The sequence below is a fragment of the Pradoshia sp. TA40_28 genome, from assembly GCF_059694525.1.
This window is the reverse complement of record NZ_JCATZO010000003.1, coordinates 41,234-57,775: the sequence shown is the minus strand read 5'-3', so window position 1 is coordinate 57,775 and position 16,542 is coordinate 41,234. Positions and strand designations below refer to the sequence as shown.

Here is a 16,542-nt window from a genome sequence, read left to right as displayed (position 1 = left end):
AATGGTATTAACATCAGCATCTATATTTACTCTTGTGGCCATCGCATTAGTAATCATTTTATTGGCAGTACTATTTACATTTGTACCGGTTATGCTTTGGATTTCTGCGATTGCTGCCGGAGTACGAGTGAGTATATTTACATTAGTGGGGATGAGATTGCGTCGCGTATCTCCAAGCCGTGTAATCAACCCTTTAATTAAAGCATCTAAAGCAGGTTTAAACGTAACGACAAATCAATTGGAAAGTCATTATTTAGCGGGTGGTAATGTTGATCGGGTAGTTAATGCATTAATCGCTGCGCATCGTGCCAATATTGATTTAACATTTGAACGTTGTGCTGCAATTGATCTAGCTGGCCGTGACGTACTAGAAGCGGTACAAATGAGTGTAAACCCTAAAGTCATTGAAACGCCGTTTATTGCAGGTGTAGCTATAAATGGTATTGAAGTGAAAGCGAAGGCAAGAATCACTGTACGTGCCAATATTGAACGTTTGGTTGGGGGTGCAGGGGAAGAGACTGTTATCGCCAGGGTTGGTGAGGGTGTAATCTCCACGATAGGTTCCAGTGCAAGCCATACAACTGTTTTGGAAAATCCGGAACGTATCTCTCAAACTGTTTTGAGTAAAGGGCTGGATGCTGGAACAGCATTTGAAATTTTATCCATTGATATAGCTGATGTGGATATCGGCAAAAACATTGGTGCAGAACTGCAAACAGAACAAGCAGAAGCAGATAAAAAGATTGCCCAAGCGAAAGCTGAAGAGCGTCGTGCCATGGCAATTGCGCAAGAACAAGAGATGAAAGCAAGAGTAGAAGAGATGAGAGCGAAAGTTGTTGAATCTGAAGCTGAAGTACCGCTTGCTATCGCTCACGCTTTCAAAGCGGGCAATATGGGCGTTATGGATTATATGAACTATCAAAACCTTGCTTCTGATACGCATATGAGAGAATCCATCGGCAAAGCCAACAAGGACGATCGCAATCCGGATAATGATTAATGTCCCTATCTGAAAGCCGGAAAAGGAGGTCCTATTCATGGTTATAGGAGCTATTTGGGATAATCCCATTATCTTGTTTTTGATAATATCTTTAATAAGTTGGTTTTTTCAAAGGAATAAAGGAACGGAGGAGCCTGACGAAAAACCGAATCGAAAATATACGTCTCCTCCAATAAACAAAAGCGAACCTGTTAGGGGCCCAGCGCAAACAGTCGTACGCAATCATGATGAAGACATTCGCAAAAAAATCCAGGAACGTGAAGGGGAACTTAAAAAGTCCGTAAGCCAACGTCCTGATTTTGAAAAAGAAGCAACCTCTCTTGCTCAAACGATTAAAGAGCAATATGAGGCACAGCAGAAAAAAGTAAAACAAGCTGAGAAGCCGGTTATTATAAAAGAAACACAGGCTGAGATACGTGTTCCAAAGGAATTCAAGCCATTGGTTCAGAAAGCGGTAAAACAGGCAACTCAACAAACACACGTAAAGCCTGTCAAGCAGGGATTTGATGTACGTAACATCGACCTGCAGGAAGCGTTTATTATGTCGGAAATCTTGGGTCCGCCTCGTTCGAGAAGAAAACAGATTAGATAAAGAAAGCTGTAGACAGAACCTTTTTGGAGTTCTTGTCTGCAGCTTTTTTTTAGCTAATGATACTAGAAGTACAAAAAAAACGCAGGTTTTGGCACTTCCCGCGTTTATTGGTATATGTTATACCAGTATTTTTTATATTGTATTTTGTAAGATTTTTGACGGTAGTAACCTCTTAATATCAAATCCTTCTCTCGATATTCCATTCTAAGATATAGGTTTAATTATATTATTATATTTAAAAAAATTAGACCGATCTATGCCTCGCTTTAAACCTTCGTGGATTAAATAGATAGAATTTTCCTTTCAAAAACCTCTCTTTTACTATTTATTGATCTAATTACCCAATTGTAGTCGCATATTATGATTGCGGTTTAAGTGTATTTAGATTGAAAAGAATGACTGGGGAATCCTTTTTCAACATATGTAGTATGGAGAAGGAATGTTTAATTTAGCATTTTATGGGCTCTTTTAGAATAGGTATGATAATGAAGTGATTTTACTGACCATAGCTTATAACTAATGACCAGAATTAGTATGGGGAGAGGGAGGTTTCTTTATGGCTCGTGCATGGGGTTATCGTTTAAAAAGGTGGGTCACGGCCGCAATGGACCTGCCCCAGGATATCATGATGGATTTACCGAGAATCACAATGGTGGGTCAAATCCATATTTACATAGAAAATCATAAAGGCTTACTTACGTTTTCGGACCAGGAATTAAGATTACTGCTTAAGAACGGACAACTCCTTGTCAAAGGTCACGACTTTGTATTAAAAACGATTCTTCCGGAAGAAATCTTACTTGAAGGGAAAATTGATCAGGTTTACTTTCTTGAAGAATAACCTATAGGAGGTTCTTATGAAAAATCATTGGACGAATACGATTACTGGGTATATTAAGGTGCAAATAAAAGGACGAGGCATAGAACGATTAATTAACAAAATGATCAAAGAGGGGATTCAAGTTTGGAATGCAAAAAATATGGGCACGGAAACGGTTATTTTTTATATGAAGCTGCAGGATCTTCCTAAGTTAAGGAGGTCGGTTAGGAATAGTGAGTGCAAGGTCTCTTTTTTAGAAAGGAAAGGAGGGCCTTTTTTTGCCTTAAAGTTAAAAAAATATAGTGGCTTGGTTGTTGGAGTTATGATGTTTTTTATTATTATTTTTATTCTATCCAATATGATTTGGGGAATCAAAATAGAAGGCGCAAGTCCAGCGATTGAACATCAGGTAAAAAGAGAATTGGATAAAATGAATATAAAAGTAGGCAAGCTCCAGTTCACGGTGGGTGATATGGAAGACATTCAAAAAGAACTCAGTTTACGGGTGCCTGCTATCACCTGGATAGGTGTGCAGTTGGAAGGGACGACCTTTCATTTTCAGGTGGTTGAAAAAAAGCAACCCGAAAAAAATCCTGCTGATTTATATGTAAATCTTGTTTCGTCCAAAAAAGCAACAATTGTTCAAACGATGGTTGAAAGGGGACAAGGGCTGGTTGAAAAGAACCAGGTTGTCACCGAAGGGCAAATCCTTGTCAGTGGATTTATTGGAAAAGAAGACAATCAGAAATTTGTTGGGGCTAAAGGAAAAGTCATGGCGGAAGCCTGGTATAAAACAAGTGTGGAAGTACCGCTTGAGACGAATTTATATGTGTTTAATGGTGATGCTAAGAATAAATACAATCTTAGCTTTGGTAACGTTCAAGTGCCCATATGGGGATTTGGTCATCATGATTTCAAAGAGTATGAAGTGGAAGAAGACCGAAAAAGATTTAAATTTTTTAAGTGGGACCTTCCAATCACCTATCATAAAAAAATATATCGCAGTAAGGAAAAGGTTACCCGAGTATATACGAAACCTGAAGCAGAAAAGCAGGCTTTGAAGATGGGGGAAAAAGATGTTCTCAAGATTGCCCCTGATGGAGCCAGAATCATGAATAAAAAAATTTTGAAAAACCGGCTTGACAATGGTAAAGTTAAAATGACTATACATTATCAAGTTTTAGAAAATATTGCAATCGGACAACCGATGATTCAAGGAGACTAAGGCATGTCAGAAAAGTCTAAATTGATTAATCTACAATTAGAATCACCAAATGAGGCTGTTGAACTGTTTGGTGTAAATGATAGCAATCTAAAAATATTGGAAAGCGAGCTGGATGTCAATATTGTTTCCAGAGGTGAAACAATCAGTGTGTCCGGTATCCCAGAGAACTTGGAAAAAGCAGATAATATACTGCAAACGCTATTAGCTATCATTCGTAAAGGAATTAAGGTTGGCCCTCGCGAGGTTGTCTATTCCATTAATTTATCGAATAGCGGTACTTTGGAGTACTTCGCTGATTTATATGATGAGGAAGTTGCGAGAAGTGCTAAGGGTAAATCGATCCGTGTAAAAACTTTAGGTCAAAAAGAATACATCTCTGCTATAAGAGGCAAGGATTTAGTATTTGGGATTGGTCCTGCTGGAACGGGGAAAACTTATTTAGCTGTCGTCATGGCTGTAACTGCTTTGAAAAATGGCCATGTTAAACGAATTATTTTAACAAGACCTGCTGTCGAAGCAGGTGAAAGTCTGGGTTTCTTACCAGGAGATTTAAAGGAAAAAGTAGACCCATATTTAAGGCCCTTGTATGATGCGCTTCACGATATACTTGGATTGGAGCAAACAACTAGGCTTATTGAACGCGGAACAATTGAAATAGCACCTTTAGCTTATATGAGGGGCAGAACACTTGATGATGCTTTTGTCATTCTTGATGAAGCACAAAATACAACTCAGGCTCAAATGAAAATGTTCCTGACAAGACTTGGATTTGGCTCAAAAATAGTGGTAACTGGTGATACTTCACAAATAGACCTGCCGCGTGGTGTGCAATCTGGATTGAGGGCGGCTGAAAGAATCTTAAAAGATGTCTCAGGCATTAAGTTTATCCACTTAGACCAAACGGACGTGGTTAGACATCCGCTCGTAGCAAAAATTATCCAGGCATATGAAAACGTTGAACAAACTCACGAGTCAAAATAAGAATAAACATGCCACAGATCAACTGTGGCTTTTTTATTATTATCTTTCAATTATACAGTTCTGAGTGAAACAAACCGTAAAACCTGTTATTATTACATAAAGTGTTAGAAAATTATACATAGATAAATATTCTCCGTCAGAAAGGGGAACGTATGAAATTTAAAAACATAGTCAGCTCTATCAAAAATTGGGTATCTAAGCCAGCTTTACAGATAAGTATGCTTCTATTAATGACGATCGTTTCCTTTATTTTTTTATTCGGGAGCGTCAAACCGGAAAAACTAGATGTTGAACTCTATAATGTGGCTGAAACGACTATTCGGTCTCCAAAAACAATAGAAGATCCTGTTGAGACAAAAGAAAAACAGCAAAAAGCTATAAATAGTGTTGAAGATGTTTATACAGTAAATAAGGAATATGTAAAAAAGAGAGTCAAATTAATAAATGACATTTACTCGTCTGCAGAGAGTGTAGTTACTGCCGGTTTGAAAAATCAAGAGGTGAAGAAAGGGCAGGAGAATGCGGCACTTACATTATCAAAGCCTGCAGATTATGTGGCTGATTTAAGAGGGAAATTAACTGACAATGTCAATAAAGACTTATCAGATGAAACGTTGATTAATCTCCTTGGATCAACCTTATCTGATCTATCCATTGCTAAAGACATTACAATCACGAGCATCAATGAAATGATGAAAGATGGCATTAGGGCCAATGAGGTGGAAAATGCCAAAAAGAAAGTCGAAGAGGGGATTAAATACACAAGTCTTCCGGCTAAATTGAAATCAGCCTCCATTGATTTGGGAAGATATGCCATTATTCAAAATGTTTTTTTTGATCCTGAGTCAACGGAGAAAGCAAGAGAAAATGCTGGTGAATCTGTTGAACCAGTCAGAATTCTTCAAGGGCAGATTATTGTCGAGGAAGGATATTTAATTGATACAGAAGTCTATCGCCAGTTAAAGCTGGTAGGTCTCCTAAATAGTGAAAATTCGCTTCTTCCTTATGTTGGATTGGCAGCTGTTATTATCGTGGTTTTTGCGGGTGTATATATCATGTTTGGACCTACGATTACAAAATCTGAACATGTGAATGTGAAACATCGGGATAATCTATACATTTTCAGTATCATTTATTTGTTGGCATTACTAGTAATGAAGATTATTCATATATTTGTTGGATTAAGTCATGAAACCATTGCTTACTTTTTTCCGGCTGCGATGTCTGCGATGCTAGTCACAATTCTAATGAGAGAACGCTATGCTGTGGGAATAACGGTCGTACTTTCTGTGATCGGTAGCATTATGTTTAAAGAGGAATTGTCAGGGACCGTGAATGTGACCATGGGCATTTACATTCTTGTAAGCGGTATATCGGGAATCCTTCTTTTAAAACAAGGAGTAGAGCGTACCAGTATACTCCGAGCTGGCCTGATTAATTCAATTATTAATTTAGTCATGGTCTTAGGGTTGATGTGGATTGGCGGAAGCAGCATTAATTATATTATGATACATGTAGCAGCGATTGCTTCAGGAGTAATCTCAGCAGTCTTTACCATTGGTATTCTTCCTTTTATAGAAACAGGATTTGGTATATTCTCTTCTATTAGGATGATTGAATTATCAAATCCAAATCATCCACTTTTACGAAAATTATTGACGGAGGCTCCAGGGACATATCATCATAGTGTCATGGTGGCCAATCTGGCAGAAGCAGCTTGTGAAGCGGTTGGTGCCAACGGTTTACTTGCCAGAGTAGGTTGTTATTATCATGATGTCGGAAAAACAAAGAGACCGTATTATTTTATCGAAAATCAAATCAATATCGAGAATCCTCATGGGCATTTGTCGCCAGAGAAAAGTACAAAGATTATTGTGTCACATGTAACAGATGGCGCCAAAATGGTAAAAAAATATAAGATGCCTAAAGAGATTGTAGATATTGTAGAGCAACATCATGGGACAACTTTGCTAAAATACTTTTATCATAAGGCATGTGAAGCGGGAGCTGAGGTTAAGGAAGAAAACTTTAGATATCCGGGACCAAAAGCGCAAACGAAGGAAGCAGCTATTATTGGAATTGCTGATAGTGTGGAAGCGGCTGTGCGATCGATGAAATCCCCTACGCAAGCAACAATCGAAAAGCTTGTAAAGTCAATAATTGCTGATAGACTGAATGATGGACAGTTAAATGAATGCGATTTAACGTTTAAGGAACTGGAGAAGGTCAGCCAGTCATTCTGTGAAACGTTAGCTGGCATCTTTCATAACCGGATTGAATATCCAGAATTAGAAAAAGAGTAGAGAAGGTGGATGAATTGATTCTAACTATTGATATTTTAGATGAAACAGAACAAGTAACTGCAGAACAACAAGAGTTTGTCACAAATCTGCTTGAATTTGCAGCCATTCAGGAAAAGGTAAAAGAGGGCAGTGAAGTCTCTATAACTTTTGTGGATAACGAACGAATTCATGAAATTAATAAAGAATATCGTCAAAAAGATGCTCCGACGGATGTTATCTCATTTGCTATGGAGGAAATGGGAGAGGGAGAAATCGAAATTAAGGGCACGGATGTCCCGGCCGTCCTTGGGGATATTATAATTTCGATTGACCGTACGAGAGAACAGGCTGAGGAGTATGGCCACTCTTATGAACGTGAACTAGGCTTTTTAGCTATCCACGGCTTCCTTCACTTGCTAGGTTATGATCATATGAACGAAAAAGATGAGAAAGTAATGTTCTCACGACAAAAAGAATTATTGGATCAGTATGGGCTTGCAAGATAAGAAGACGCTGTATCGATTTTTTAAAAGCTTTACGTATGCCTGGCAGGGAATTATATATGGAGCAAAAAAAGAAGCGAATTTTAAGTTCCATCTGACTGCCGCTATCATGGTTTGTATAGCGGCTTTTTACTTCTCGATTAGTAAGATAGAGTGGTTATTTGTGCTCACAGCGATTGTTGGAATGCTAATGCTGGAACTTATTAATACAGCCATTGAAAAGGTGGTTGACCTTGTAACAGGAGAGTATCATCCTCTCGCGAAGACAGCAAAGGATTTAGCTGCCGGAGCGGTATTGGTGTATGCTATTTATTCTGTTATCGTGGGTCTTATTATTTTTCTGCCAAAGATTTGGTATATGCTTGTTTAAATGAAGAAGAGAAAGTAAGATATGGATAATTAGATGTTATGGAATGAGTAAAAAGAGTGCTGTTTGTTCCTGGCTGGAGCATTGAAAAATACCGCTGAAAGAATAGCTGCTTTTCGGCTTTTTCTCATGGACGAACAAATAAAAATAATTGGCGGTAAGTGGCTATACGGAGCGTCTGTTTTCGCTATGCAAGCGCATGTCGACAGATGATATGCTAAATTATTGAACAAATATTTAAGCTATCTAGTGAAAACTATAGTTCAAGAGCTGCTGCCTAAAAGCCTTTACACCGGAGGATTTACATGACTAATACAACCAATACTAAACAGTTTAAATCAGGATTTGTCTCCATAATAGGAAGACCAAATGTGGGCAAATCAACTTTTATCAATCAGGTCATTGGACAAAAAATTGCGATTATGAGTGATAAGCCTCAAACCACACGCAATAAAGTTCAAGGTGTACTGACAACGAATGATAGTCAAATCATATTTATTGATACACCGGGAATCCATAAACCAAAGCATAAGCTTGGTGATTTTATGATGAAGGTAGCTTCTAACGCCTTGCAGGAAGTAGATGCCATTCTATTTATGGTGAATGCAGAAGAAGGTTTTGGACGCGGCGAGGAATTCATTATTGAAAAGTTAAAATCATATAAAACACCTGTTTTCCTTGTCATTAATAAAATTGACCTAGTTCACCCAGATGAATTATTTAAAATTATTGATTCATATAAAGAAAAATATGATTTTGCAGAAATTGTACCGATTTCCGCACTTGAGGGAAATAACATTGAAACATTGATCAAGCAAATAAATGCTTATTTACCAGAGGGACCTCATTATTATCCGGCTGATCAAATCACAGATCACCCCGAACGGTTCATTATTTCTGAAATGATTCGTGAAAAAGCGCTGCATCTAACAAGAGAAGAAGTACCTCATTCTCTGGCAGTTGTGATTGATAAAATCGAGCGAAAAGAAAAATCAGAAACAGTCCACATTATGGCAACCGTTATTGTCGAACGTGATTCTCAAAAGGGAATCATTATTGGCAAAAAAGGGGCTATGCTTAAAGAAATCGGACAACGCGCACGCACAGACATCGAAAACCTATTAGGATCAAAAGTATTCCTTGAACTATGGGTAAAAGTCCAAAAAGACTGGAGAAACAAAGCCTCCCATTTAAGAGATATCGGATTTAGGGAGGATGAATACTAAGATGCTGAGACGGCTTGGTCAGGAGCGAGGAGCATAAGACAGAGGCACGTAGGGGATGGGTTCTTCCCCGCAGTGGCTATGCTTATGTCCTGAGCTCCTAGCCGTCGAAGCTCGATTGAATAAAGATGCTGAAGGGCCTTGGTCAGGAGCGAAAAGCATAAGACGAATACTCGAAGGGAGGGTCCTTCTCCCGTAGAGTTTGCTTATGACTCGAGCTCCTAGGCCCTGAAGCTCGATTAATTAAGATGCTGAGACGGCTGTATCAAGGAACAAAGACTAAGAACGCCACATCGTGTGGCAACGTCTTTGTGACCTGCATCCTGTAGGCCTCCGACAAGCATAAGAGGAGGCACGTAGGGAGGTGACCTTTCCTCCCGAAGTGGCTACACTTATGACCTCGAGGAGCTAGGAGTCGAAGCTTGATTGCATAAAGGGCAGGATGACCTTGCCCTTACTCTCGACAAGCAGGAGTTTTAGAGATAAGACAGAAACATGTATCAAGGAACAAAGACCAACACCAAAATATGGAAAAGTCTTCCTAACCAACATTCTGTTTGCATATTTGAAAAAATTAATTTTATTCGGCAATGAGGGGGAAATTCAATTAGTAAATTTTTAATCACATGATTTTATTCAGGTTGGTGAAGCTAATCGTAGATAAGGACGAAAGTAATCTTTATCAACGAAAGGTGGTATAAGTATGATTAACTTTACCTGGAATGTTTTTAGACAAACCGGCAGTGTGGATACTTATCTTCTTTTTAAGGAACTAGAAAGACAGAATGAAGGCCAATCTGAAGTGATTAAAGAGGAATACGAAGAAGTGGAAATCCCTATAAATTAATAACTTGCCGTCATATTGGAGTGAGTGACGTGCTGACAAAATGCGAAGGAATAGTCATTCGCAGTACTGATTATGGTGAGACAAATAAAATTATTACGTTGTATACCAGAGAGTTTGGGAAAATTGGAGTGATGGCAAGAGGAGCGAAAAAGCCAAATAGTCGCTTTGCAGCTGTCACTCAATTATTCCATTATGGTACATATTTATTTCAAGGAAGCCGTGGGCTGGGGCAATTACAGCAGGCTGAAACCATTGAATCCTTCCGTTCCATCCGGGAGGATATTTTCTTAACGGCCTATGCAGCCTTTATTGCGGAATTATTGGATAAAGGTACAGAAGAGAGAAAACCTCATTCATCTTTGTATGATCTTTTTTATTTATCGCTCCATTACATTGATGAAGAATATGATCCGGAAATTATCATGAATATTGTTGAATTGAAAATGCTGAACGTTTTTGGATTCGCTCCTGAGTTAAACCGTTGTGTAAATTGCGGAGCGCAGGATGGAACGTTTGTCTTCTCTGTAAGAGAAGGTGGTTTATTGTGCCACCGGTGTGACCATATAGATCCTTATAAAATTAAGATATCGCCGGCTGTTGTGCGGATTTTGCGTATCTTGTATTATATGGATTTAAATCGACTGGGCACAATTTCGATAAAAGAAGAGACCAAACAGGAAATCAGAAAAGTCCTTGATGCATATTATGGAGAGTATTTAGGTGTCGAATTTAAAGCAAAGCGTTTTCTGAAGCAAATGAATAAATTCAAAGGTGATATTTAACCATTGCTTTTAGTGATTGTATTGACAATGATGGTCATTATTGTATAGAATGTGAGATAAATTAATATGTAGTTACAGTGAAGGAAAGTAGTATTTGGAGTACGATATGCTAAGCGAGTCCGGGAAGGTGTAAGCCGGAACATATCAACCAAAGAAGGCACTCTGGAGTAACGCATTACAAAGTGGCCGGAAATCCGGCAAATAGGGTGGAACCGCGGGTTAACTCTCGTCCCTATGCTATTAAAGCATAGGGATGAGAGTTTTTTATTTTGTATAAAGGAGAGATACGAATATGACAGTATCGATGGATCAAATTGTGTCACACGCAAAGCACAGAGGATTTATTTTCCCGGGCTCTGAGATCTATGGAGGTCTTGCGAATACTTGGGATTACGGCCCTCTTGGCGTAGAGGTGAAAAATAATATTAAAAAAGCATGGTGGAAAAAGTTTGTTCAAGAATCTCCATACAATGTAGGTCTTGATTCTGCTATTTTAATGAATCCACGTACGTGGGAGGCTTCCGGTCATATCGGAAACTTTAATGATCCGATGATTGATTGTAAGAAATGTAAAGCTCGTCATCGTGCGGATAAATTGATTGAAGATGCTTTGCAGGCTAAGGGCACAGAAATGATTGTTGATGGATTATCTTTTGACAAAATGCAAGAACTAATCCAAGAGAATGATATTGCATGTCCTGATTGCGGAGCGAAGGATTTTACAGAAATCAGACAATTTAATCTTATGTTCAAAACATTCCAAGGTGTAACAGAATCCAGTACAAATGAAATTTTTCTCCGTCCAGAAACGGCGCAAGGTATTTTTGTTAACTTTAAGAATGTACAACGTACAATGAGAAAGAAATTACCTTTTGGAATTGCCCAAGTTGGGAAGAGCTTCCGTAATGAAATTACACCAGGGAATTTTACTTTCCGTACTCGTGAGTTTGAACAAATGGAATTAGAGTTTTTCTGCAAACCAGGAACTGAATTGGAATGGTTCCAATTTTGGAAAGATTACGCTGAGAAATGGTTGCTATCATTAGGAATGAAAAAAGAAAACTTCCGCCTTCGTGACCACGAAGACGAAGAACTTTCTCATTACAGCAATGCAACTACTGACTTCGAATATAAATTCCCGTTTGGTTGGGGAGAGCTTTGGGGTATTGCGTCCCGTACAGACTTTGACTTGAAGAGACATATGGAGTATTCAGGAGAAGACTTCAATTATTTGGATCCAGAAACAAATGAAAAATATATTCCTTATTGCATAGAGCCTTCTTTGGGAGCTGATCGTGTAACATTGGCATACTTAATTGATGCGTATGAAGAAGAACAGCTTGAGGATGGCACTTCCCGTACAGTGATGCATTTACATCCAGCATTGGCTCCGTTTAAAGCTGCTGTTCTCCCATTGTCCAAGAAGCTTTCTGAAAGAGCAAAAGAGGTCTTTGCAAAACTTTCAGAGGACTTCATGGTAGACTATGATGAAGCTGGGTCCATTGGTAAACGTTACCGTCGTCATGATGAAATTGGTACACCATTCTGTATCACATATGACTTTGATTCAGTAGAGGACAATCAAGTAACCGTACGTGATCGTGATACAATGGAGCAAACACGCATCAGTATCGAAGAACTTCCAGTCTTTTTACAATCAAAAATCAAATTTTAACCTAAAGCTTGCTCAATGAGGGAATGCGGTATTCCCTTATTGGGCAGGCTATTTTAAATTAAGATGATTTATTACACATCATGGATAAATAGTTTATAATAAACTTTATATATCATTTTGTATAAGGGCAGTTTAGGGTGGTGAATAAGATCGAACTAAGCAAAAGACAAGAACAAATCCTCCAAATTGTTAAGGACAATGGACCTATTACCGGCGAGCATATTGCTGATCAACTAAATTTAACTCGGGCAACCTTACGTCCGGACTTAGCAATTTTGACAATGGCCGGTTATTTGGATGCCAGACCACGTGTGGGATATTTCTATACAGGCAGGACAGAAACACAGCTGCTTACTGATAACCTAAAAAAATTGTTGGTAGGAGATTATCAATCGATTCCGATCGTCGTCAGCGATGGGGTTTCTGTGTATGATGCGATATGCACCATGTTCTTGGAAGATGTGGGTACATTATTTGTTGTGGATAAAGAATCGCTTCTGGTAGGTGTCCTTTCCAGAAAAGACCTATTAAGAGCTAGTCTCGGTCAACAGGAATTAAGCAGTATACCCGTACATATTATTATGACACGGATGCCAAATATTACGGTATGTACAAAAGAAGATTTGCTAATTGATGTAGCTGAAAAATTGATCGAAAAGCAAATTGATGCCCTTCCGGTTGTTAAGAAAAGTCCCAAAGGCTTAGAAGTTATAGGGAGACTAACTAAAACAAACATTACGAAGGCGTTTGTTGGTTTGGCTCGAGACGACCATTAACCAATTTTGATAAAAAGAAATTATTCATTACTGGAGGAGACAATGAATCAATCTATCATATACGTGGTTTCGGATTCAGTGGGAGAAACAGCTGATCTTGTGACAAAGGCGGCAGTGAGTCAATTTAGCAATTTAAATATAACGCTTAAGCGAATTCCATTTGTGGAAGACATTTCTACAATTGATGAGGTATTAAGCTTGGCAGAAATGGATCAAGCAGCCATTGCATATACTTTGGTAAAGCCGGAAATACGAGAGTATATGGCTAAAAAATCAGCAGAAAAAAATGTGATTGCCTATGATATCATTGGTCCTTTTATTGATACACTTGAAAATAAGTTTGGAGAGCAAGCGTTAAATGAACCAGGACTGGTAAGAAAGTTAGACGAAAATTATTTTAAGCGAGTAGAAGCGATTGAGTTCGCAGTGAAATATGATGATGGCAGAGATCCAAAAGGAATTATCAAGGCTGATATCGTGCTGTTGGGTGTGTCACGAACCTCAAAAACTCCTTTATCACAATTTTTGGCACATAAGCGATTTAAAGTTGCAAATGTCCCGCTTGTTCCAGAAGTTGAACCTCCGGAAGAACTATTCCAGGTAAATCCTAATAAGTGCATTGGGTTACATATTAGCAGTGAAAAATTGAACAATATCAGAAGAGAGCGTTTAAAATCTTTAGGACTTAACGATAGTGCGGTATATGCGAATATGGATCGCATAAAAGAAGAGTTGGCTTACTTCGAAGCCATTGTTAAAAGGCTTAATTGTCCGATTATTGATGTGACCAATAAGGCAGTTGAAGAAACAGCGAACATTATTGTCAATATCATTAATAATCAACGATAAAAAGAGCATGCGGAAGCATGTTTTTTACATGTAAAATATACATTTTTATTTTCCGAGTGAAAAGTGTAGCAATTTGACAAGTTTTATTCTATAATAAAAAATTGTGATAAAATGCCCTTCATCAGGTTTAGAGTTATTTATAAAGGAATAAACTAGAATAAGCTTTTAAAAAACAAAAAGTCAAGAAGTCCTAAAAAAAATAATTCGACAAACGTATAATCAGTCTAGAAAAAAGAAGGATTAAGATGAGAGATGTAGAAATACAAAGGAAGAGTCATTTTACGGTTTTTGTAGATGCGGATGCCTGCCCGGTTAAAGAAGAGGTTTTGAGCGTATGCAAACCATATGAAGTAGAGATTAACTTCGTGGCAGCCTATACGAATACTACAGACCGTTATCCCGATGTCACCTGGAAGTGGGTAGAACCCGGAAGAGATGCGGCAGATTTATATATATTAAATCATTTAAAGCGGCATGATATTGTTATAACAGAAGATATTGGACTGGCAGCAGGATGTCTTGCTAAGCATGCATATGTTTTAACCTCAAGGGGAATAGAGATAACAGAAGATAAAATTGATACATTTCTTGAAACCAGACATTTGAATGCAAAAGCGAGAAGATCCGGTAAATATGAAAAAGGGCCAAAGAAAATAAAAAACCCGGATAAAATAAAATTTTCGGCGGAATTTAAAAAAATATTGTCGAAAATTGAAGGATTTCAGGGACCGATATAGAATTAATTTATTCATGCTTATTATGAAATAGGTGTTAAAACTTGAAAAACCAATTAATTCCAGAAGAGATAGTGAACGAAATACGCACTAAAAATGATATCGCTGATGTCGTTGGTGAATATGTTCAGTTGAAAAAACAAGGTCGTAATTATTTTGGTCTATGTCCATTTCATAATGAAAACAGTCCATCGTTTTCTGTCGCCCCGGATAAGCAAATCTTCCATTGCTTTGGATGTGGAGCCGGAGGGAATGTATTTACATTTTTAATGGACATAGAAGGATATTCCTTCACTGAAGCTGCAAAAAGTCTGGCTGAAAGGGCTAATATTCCTCTAGATATTCATGAAAATGAATCTCCTGATGGGACAAAGCCTCGCCATGAACTGGACGATATGAAGGAAGCTCATGAGCTTTTAAGGAAATTTTACCATCATTTGCTCGTAAATACAAAACAGGGTCAGGAAGCCCTTGAATATCTGCTTAGCCGCGGATTTACAATGGAATCCATAGAAAAGTTCCAGATAGGGTATTCACTTGATTCCTGGGATTATGTGCATAATTTCTTAAAAAAGCGGAATTTCTCAATCGAACGCATGGAAAAGGCGGGATTGTTGGTTAAAAAAGAAGACGGACAAAAATATTTTGATCGGTTTAGGAACAGAATTATGTTTCCGATCTTTGATCGGCAAGGTAAAACAATCGCTTTTTCTGGAAGAGCTCTTGCAGCCGGAGATGAACCAAAGTATTTGAATAGTCCCGAGACACCTCTATTTAACAAGAGCAAAATAGTATACAACTATCATCTTGCTCGCCCCTTTATACGAAAGAAAGGGGCAGCTATCTTGTTTGAGGGATTCGCTGATTGTATATCTGCCGACCGTGCAGGGGTCAATAATGGTGTTGCAACCATGGGGACAGCCTTAACTGAACAGCATCTTCAATTGCTCAAGCGCAGTACAGATACCATAATCGTTTGTTATGATTCGGATGCTCCTGGGATAGAGGCAGCAAATAAAACAGCTGATTTGATCCGGGAAAGCGGCTGTCAGGTAAAAATCGCAATCATGCCAAATGGGTATGATCCCGATGACTATATCAAGGAATTTGGAGAAGAAAAATTCCAAAATGATATAATAGGGGCCGCACATACGTATATCTCTTTTAAAATGATCTACCATAAAAGAGGGAAAAACTTTGCAAACGAAGGCGATAAGATGGATTATATCGATCTTGTCCTTCGTGAAACAGCAAAACTTGATAGTGAAGTCGAAAGAGAATTTTATTTAAGGCAAATTGCTACAGAATTCACACTTTCTCTCGATTCTTTGCTTAATCAACAGAGCAAAGTGGGTAAATATAATAAAAAGGCAAAAAACTCTCCAAGTCCGAATGTTCAAAAGCAAACATATCCAACAATGCGTAAAGAAACTCGGATGAAACCTGCTTATGTAAAAGCAGAAGAAACATTACTGGCCTTAATGCTCCATGATCGTGAACTCGCATTTCGTATTCAAAAATTGCTTGGAGAAAATCAAATGATTGTAGATGATCATCAGGCAATCATTACGTATTTATTCGCATTTTATGAGGAAGATCATGAAGCAGATACAAGTTTGTTTCTGCACTTCCTGCCAGATCCGAATTTGCGTAAAATTGTTACAGAAATTGAAATGATGACGTATAATCACGATCCAAGCGAACAGGAACTATATGATTATGTCCACCAAATTACCAGATATCAAAAATTACTAGTCATTAAAGAAAAGGAGGCGGAACAACTCGAAGCTACAAGAAGACAGGATACAAAACGTGCCGTCGAATTGGGAATCGAGCTCATTTCGTTAAGAAATTCTTTATGACGTGAAATAAGAAGTGGATTGAGA

General features: G+C 38.2%; 16 protein-coding genes. All 16 read left to right on the top strand.

What is annotated here, in order from left to right; genetic code table 11:
- The first annotated feature begins 1 nt into the window (after position 1).
- The 16 genes from floA (at position 2) to dnaG (ending at position 16,518) form a co-directional block, all read left to right on the top strand.
- Entirely contained in the window at positions 2 to 1,000 is a 999-nt protein-coding gene (gene floA, locus AC58NB_RS04405) for a flotillin-like protein FloA (RefSeq protein ID WP_497425615.1), read from the top strand.
- Between the two features lie 37 nt (positions 1,001 to 1,037).
- Positions 1,038 to 1,592 (top strand): YqfB family membrane protein, encoded by a 555-nt coding sequence (locus tag AC58NB_RS04400; RefSeq protein ID WP_497425614.1) that lies wholly within the window; start codon positions 1,038 to 1,040, stop codon positions 1,590 to 1,592.
- 556 nt (positions 1,593 to 2,148) lie between these two features.
- Positions 2,149 to 2,433, top strand: a complete 285-nt coding sequence (yqfC, locus tag AC58NB_RS04395; RefSeq protein WP_497425613.1) for a sporulation protein YqfC — start codon at positions 2,149 to 2,151, stop codon at positions 2,431 to 2,433.
- A gap of 16 nt (positions 2,434 to 2,449) precedes the next feature.
- Positions 2,450 to 3,637: a sporulation protein YqfD gene (gene yqfD, locus AC58NB_RS04390; RefSeq protein ID WP_497425612.1), complete on the top strand. Its 1,188-nt coding sequence runs from the start codon at positions 2,450 to 2,452 to the stop codon at positions 3,635 to 3,637.
- Positions 3,638 to 3,640: 3 nt separating this feature from the next.
- Entirely contained in the window at positions 3,641 to 4,618 is a 978-nt protein-coding gene (locus AC58NB_RS04385) for a PhoH family protein (protein ID WP_497425611.1), read from the top strand.
- 152 nt (positions 4,619 to 4,770) lie between these two features.
- A complete protein-coding gene (locus AC58NB_RS04380) occupies positions 4,771 to 6,921 on the top strand; it encodes an HD family phosphohydrolase (protein WP_497425610.1) in 2,151 nt (716 codons plus the stop codon).
- 14 nt (positions 6,922 to 6,935) lie between these two features.
- Entirely contained in the window at positions 6,936 to 7,406 is a 471-nt protein-coding gene (gene ybeY / locus AC58NB_RS04375; protein ID WP_497425905.1) for an rRNA maturation RNase YbeY, read from the top strand.
- Positions 7,390 to 7,773, top strand: coding sequence for a diacylglycerol kinase family protein (locus tag AC58NB_RS04370; RefSeq protein WP_497425609.1), 384 nt, complete (start codon positions 7,390 to 7,392; stop codon positions 7,771 to 7,773). Before ybeY ends, AC58NB_RS04370 begins: the two co-directional genes overlap by 17 nt.
- A gap of 302 nt (positions 7,774 to 8,075) precedes the next feature.
- Entirely contained in the window at positions 8,076 to 8,996 is a 921-nt protein-coding gene (gene era / locus AC58NB_RS04365; RefSeq protein WP_497425608.1) for a GTPase Era, read from the top strand.
- Positions 8,997 to 9,696: 700 nt separating this feature from the next.
- Complete coding sequence (locus AC58NB_RS04360; RefSeq protein ID WP_497425607.1) at positions 9,697 to 9,840, top strand: YqzL family protein; 144 nt, start codon at positions 9,697 to 9,699, stop codon at positions 9,838 to 9,840.
- A 29-nt stretch (positions 9,841 to 9,869) separates the two neighbouring features.
- Positions 9,870 to 10,622 (top strand): DNA repair protein RecO, encoded by a 753-nt coding sequence (gene recO, locus AC58NB_RS04355; protein ID WP_497425606.1) that lies wholly within the window; start codon positions 9,870 to 9,872, stop codon positions 10,620 to 10,622.
- Positions 10,623 to 10,914: 292 nt separating this feature from the next.
- Positions 10,915 to 12,297 (top strand): glycine--tRNA ligase, encoded by a 1,383-nt coding sequence (locus AC58NB_RS04350; protein WP_497425605.1) that lies wholly within the window; start codon positions 10,915 to 10,917, stop codon positions 12,295 to 12,297.
- Between the two features lie 137 nt (positions 12,298 to 12,434).
- Positions 12,435 to 13,073 (top strand): transcriptional regulator CcpN, encoded by a 639-nt coding sequence (ccpN, locus tag AC58NB_RS04345; RefSeq protein ID WP_497425604.1) that lies wholly within the window; start codon positions 12,435 to 12,437, stop codon positions 13,071 to 13,073.
- Positions 13,074 to 13,115: 42 nt separating this feature from the next.
- Positions 13,116 to 13,922: a pyruvate, water dikinase regulatory protein gene (locus AC58NB_RS04340; protein WP_497425603.1), complete on the top strand. Its 807-nt coding sequence runs from the start codon at positions 13,116 to 13,118 to the stop codon at positions 13,920 to 13,922.
- A gap of 245 nt (positions 13,923 to 14,167) precedes the next feature.
- On the top strand, positions 14,168 to 14,659 hold the full coding sequence (locus AC58NB_RS04335; RefSeq protein WP_497425602.1) for a YaiI/YqxD family protein: 492 nt from the start codon (positions 14,168 to 14,170) through the stop codon (positions 14,657 to 14,659).
- Between the two features lie 41 nt (positions 14,660 to 14,700).
- Positions 14,701 to 16,518 (top strand): DNA primase, encoded by a 1,818-nt coding sequence (dnaG, locus tag AC58NB_RS04330; RefSeq protein WP_497425601.1) that lies wholly within the window; start codon positions 14,701 to 14,703, stop codon positions 16,516 to 16,518.
- Positions 16,519 to 16,542 lie beyond the last annotated feature (24 nt).